Origin of the sequence: Okeania sp. SIO1H4, from assembly GCF_010672695.1 — a bacterium.
GTDB classification, from domain to species: domain Bacteria; phylum Cyanobacteriota; class Cyanobacteriia; order Cyanobacteriales; family Microcoleaceae; genus Okeania; species Okeania hirsuta.
This window is the reverse complement of the sequence record NZ_JAAHGB010000168.1, coordinates 1-1,803: the sequence shown is the minus strand read 5'-3', so window position 1 is coordinate 1,803 and position 1,803 is coordinate 1. Positions and strand designations below refer to the sequence as shown.

At 39.7% G+C, this 1,803-nt stretch carries 3 protein-coding genes; 1 reads left to right on the top strand and 2 read right to left on the bottom strand.

The features are described from left to right. Positions 1-34 precede the first annotated feature (34 nt). Both F6K06_RS33445 and F6K06_RS33440 read right to left on the bottom strand, forming a co-directional pair. Complete coding sequence (locus F6K06_RS33445; RefSeq protein ID WP_240038828.1) at positions 35-508, bottom strand: IS200/IS605 family accessory protein TnpB-related protein; 474 nt, start codon at positions 506-508, stop codon at positions 35-37. Continuing rightward, the gene (locus tag F6K06_RS33440; RefSeq protein ID WP_240038829.1) at positions 474-1,313 is read right to left on the bottom strand and encodes a transposase; all 840 of its coding nucleotides are present in this window, start codon (positions 1,311-1,313) and stop codon (positions 474-476) included. Before F6K06_RS33440 ends, F6K06_RS33445 begins: the two co-directional genes overlap by 35 nt. Before the next feature lie 44 nt (positions 1,314-1,357). On the opposite strand from F6K06_RS33440, the gene tnpA reads away from it, so the two are divergent. Further along, entirely contained in the window at positions 1,358-1,765 is a 408-nt protein-coding gene (tnpA, locus tag F6K06_RS33435; RefSeq protein ID WP_124143872.1) for an IS200/IS605 family transposase, read from the top strand. The last annotated feature ends 38 nt before the right edge of the window (positions 1,766-1,803 follow it).

The window sequence follows — 1,803 nt, the reverse complement described above, 5'->3', positions numbered from 1 at the left end:
TTTGACACTCTGCGGTCTAAAGACGCGCAGATTCTTAATTCGTCCAGAAATGAACTCTTAAAGGCGTTGTCAAAGCGCCTCTACTTAGTTGGCTCAAGTCAAGACCAAGCTTTCCAGATACTTTTCTGAGAATATTTGCTGCACCGTTGCAGTCAGCATTAATTAAATAACCCGCAGCAGATTGATATAAACCTCGTTTAATACGTTTTCCAGAGGGTTCCCAGTTATCGGGTTTTTCACCATAGATTGGGAGAAAATCATCATCTAAAAACGATGCTTGCGAGGTATAAGATTCCTCTGTTTCTACAAATTGCACCCCATATAAATTGCCAAGTTGTTCTATTCTTTCTTTGAGTCTGGCAGTAGGAATTTGTACAAACTTTTGATTAGTTTTAGCTCCTAATTCAATTGATTGTTTTTGACCTTTATTCCAACCAAAAACCACTGTACCAATTCCATGCTTAAGACAGTGATTAATAACTAATCGCGCTGCGAGTGTTAACAGCATCCCGCATCTGTCGATTACGTTTCTCAGTCATGCGAGCTAATCTTTGAGACCAAAATCCTTGGGGTTGATTTTCTTTAATTGTGGCAATTTGCTTATTGTACCACTGATTTTTTGACTTGAGATGTTTCCCATCAATAATAAAGCTATCTCCTTGGGTATCTACACAAGTTAACCAGTTGTCTAAACCGTGGTCAATGGAAAGTGCTTGACCAGCATCTAACTTAACTGCCACAGGCGTTTTCATCTCATAGACAAACTCGGTATAAAAGCAACCGTGACGGGGAAGAATCCTAATTTCTTTAATTGAGTCCCAATCTAAGTTACTTACCATCGGAATGTAAAATGCCTCTAATCCAAACCATGCTTTAACCTTGCGTCCTAATGGAACTCTAATTCCTTCGTTCGTGAATTTTAACCATCTTTTAGGATAAGAAACTGTAAATAAACCAGGTTTTCGATAGTTAGGCGGCTTGGGTTTATTGGCTAATTCACCTTTACCAAACAGCTTTAGTAGCTGTCTGAAACTGCTGAAAGATTCAACAACACCATTGCATATTTGTTGGGCACTAGAGGCATACATTGCGTTAAAATGTCGGTTCCATTTCATCTGCTCGCAAAGTTCACTTTTGGAGACAAATCTATTTTCTTTAAACCAAACTTGTCGAGCATAATAAACAGAACAATTGAACACTTTATTGGCCTCGCCGCACAAGTATTCTAATATGGCCCGTAGTTCTTGATCTGGATGCAATAAAACTTGCTGGCATCCTAGATTTTTTACTTTTTTCTTAGTTTTTTTACTCATGCTTCTATGATCATCAATATGTCGATAAGCGTCAATCTATCAACATGAAGAACCAACAAAAAATATACCGACATGGCAACCATTCGGTAGGTTTGGCCCACGTCCATTTAGTCTGGATTCCCAAGAGGCGCAAGAAAGTTTTAGTGGGCCAAGTAAAAATAAGATTGGCAGCTATCTTATCGGAAGTTGCCACAGAAAAAGGTTGGTTAATTAAAGGATTGGAAATAGCGCCAGACCACGTTCATGTATTGGTAGAGCATGGGTCCGACCTAGCAATTCATAAAATAGTCAAAGCTTTAAAAGGTAGGTCATCGAGACTGTTGCGACTGGAGTTTCCTCAGCTATGCAAACTGCCTAGTTTATGGACTCACAGCTATTTTTATGACACTACGGGGAAGGTCAGCACCGCTAAGATTTTGGAATACATTAATGACCCTGATCACGGCGGTTGAAACCGCCGCTCGTTTTTCCGCCCCGAACTAAAGTTACG